Source organism: Streptomyces sp. NPDC048483, assembly GCF_040651455.1.
In the GTDB taxonomy this organism is placed as follows: domain Bacteria; phylum Actinomycetota; class Actinomycetes; order Streptomycetales; family Streptomycetaceae; genus Streptomyces.
The window spans coordinates 1-2601 of the sequence record NZ_JBEZJZ010000244.1; the positions used below are offsets into that span (position 1 = coordinate 1).

The 2601-nt window shown below is 69.4% G+C and carries 1 protein-coding gene; it reads left to right on the top strand.

From position 1 onward, the window contains the following. On the top strand, positions 1–2601 hold a 2601-nt coding region (locus AB0D04_RS42560), incomplete at both ends, for a condensation domain-containing protein (RefSeq protein WP_362712856.1).

The window sequence follows — 2601 nt, forward strand, 5'->3', positions numbered from 1 at the left end:
TGAGTGAGTTGGAGCGGGCTGTCGCGGAGGTGTGGCGGCGGGTGCTGGGGGTGGACCGGGTCGGTCTGCACGACAACTTCTTCGCCCTCGGCGGCGACTCCATATCCGCCACCAGGGTCATCTCGCAGATCCGCCGGGAATACGATGCCGAGCTCCCCATATCCTCGATCTTCGAGGCGCCGCTGCTGGAGGAATTCGCCGCACGGGTGGGCAGCGAGAGCCTCAGGAAGACTTTGGCTGTCGGGGGCGTACGCAACGAGGAGGGACAACTCTCCTTCGCTCAACAGCGGTTGTGGTTCCTGGACCAGTACGAGCAGGAGAGCGGCCAGTACAACGTCTCGCTCTCCTTCCGGATCCGCGGGGATCTCCGCGAGGACGTCCTGAAGGACGCGTTCCACTCTGTGCTCGAACGGCACGACATTCTGCGCACCGGATTCCAACGGGCGCAGGGCCGCCCGGCGCTCCACGTCCTCGATCGGGCGGACGTGCCCTGGGAGCCGGTGGACCTGCGGTGGCTGGGCAAGGTGGCCACCCGGGAACAGGAGGCCAAGCGGCGCGTCCGGGAGTTCATGATGCGCCCCTTCGACATCGGCAAGCCGCCGCTGCTGCGGGTCCTCACGGTGCGCCTGGGTGCCTCCGAACGGATCGTCACGATCACCCAGCACCACATCGTCACCGACTGGTGGTCGCTGGGGAAGCTGCTCGACGAGCTCTCCGCGGCGTACGCGGCGCGGCTGAACGGGCAGCCGCTGGACCTGCCGAAGCCGGTCGTCAGCTACGCCGATTACGCGGCCTGGCAGCAACAGTGGCTGGCCGGTGACGAGCTGGAGCGGCAACGTGACTACTGGCGCACCCAGTTGGCCGGGTACGAACCGGCGGAGGTGCTGCCCGGCCGGCCCCGGCCGCCGGTGCGTGCCACCCGCGGCGTGAGTCACGACTTCCACCTGGACCCCGAGTTCCTCGCCGAGCTGAAAGAGCTTGCTCAGCAGTTCGGCGCCACCCTGCACATGGTCCTCATGTCCGCCGTCGCGCTGCTCCTGGCCGGATACACGGGCCGGAGCGACGTGGCGTTCGGCACCGCAGCCGCCGGCCGCAACCGCAGCGAGCTGGAGGACCTGCTCGGGTTCTTCGTGAACACGCTCGTCATCCGGCTGAACGTCGACAAGGACATGACCTTCGCGGACCTGCTGCGCGCGACACGGGAGGTCTCGCTGTCCGCGTACGACCACGCGGACCTGCCCTTCGACAAGCTCGTTGAGGACCTGTCGATCGACCGCGACCCCAGCCGGACTCCCCTCTTCCAGCTCATGTGCGTCCTGGAGAACCCGGCCCAGCCCACCCCGGACCTGCTCGACCTGCGCGTGGAGGAGTACGACGTCCCGGTCGAGATCGCCCCGTTCGACCTGACCATCGAGTTCGTGGAGACCGCACGCGGACTCCGCGGACGCATCCTCTACGCCAAGGATCTGTTCGACGAGCGGATGATCGCGCAGCTCGCCGCGGGCGTGCGGACCGGCCTGCACGCCATGGCAGCAGACCCGGAACGCAGGCTCGCCGAGGTCTCCGTCGTGTCGCCGGAACACCGCCAGGAGCTGCTGACCTGGGGTACGGCCGAGCACTCCCACGACGGTGACGGGTTCGTGCTCCGCCGCTTCGAGCGCCAGGTGGCAGCCCGCCCCGACGCGACCGCGGTCGTGTGCGAGGAGGACGAGCTGAGCTACCGCGAGCTTGACGAGCGGGCCGACCGGCTCGCCCGCCATCTGCGTAGGCGCGGGATCGGACCCGCGGAACCGGTCGGCGTCTGCGTCCGTCGCTCGCCCGAGCTGGTCGTCGGCATGCTCGCCGTGTTCAAGGCCGGGGCAGCGTACCTGCCCCTCGACCCCGAACTGCCCGCCAACCGACTGGCGTTCATGCTGTCCACCGCCGGGGCATCGCTCGTCGTCACGGACGACCAGCTCGACCCGGCAGCCTTTGGCGACGTCCCCACGGTGCAGCTCGACGGCGTATGGGCGGACCCCAGCCTGCCGGAGACCGGCCCCGCGCCGGTCGGCTCCCCCGATCAACTGGCGTACACCGTCTTCACATCCGGCTCCACCGGCCGGCCCAAGGGCGTGATGGTGTCCCAGCGGTCGCTGGACGAGCACACCGCGGCAATGCAGGAGATGTACGCCTTCAAGCCGGACGACCGGGTGCTGCACTTCCTCGCGCAGGGCTTCGACGTCTCCCTGGAGCAGGTATTCACCACCCTTGCCTGCGGGGCCACCCTGGTGCTGCGGGGCGAGGACCGCTGGTCGCCGAGCGACCTGGTCCGGCGCGTCGACTACCACGGCATCACCGTTCTGCACCTCACGCCCTCGCACTGGCAGGGCCTGGTGGGACTGCTCGAATCGTCGCCCGAGCTGCGCCCCGCCCGGATCGGACTGGTGATCGTCGGCGGCGAGCAGATGACCCGCGCGGACGTCAACCGCTCCCAGCTGGTCTTCCCGGCCGCCCGCCACCTCAACGTCTACGGTCCGACGGAGGCGACGATCACGTCGGTGGTGGGTGTGGTGGGTTCGGGGGTTGGTGGGGAGGGTGTGGTGCCTATTGGTGTGCCGGTGG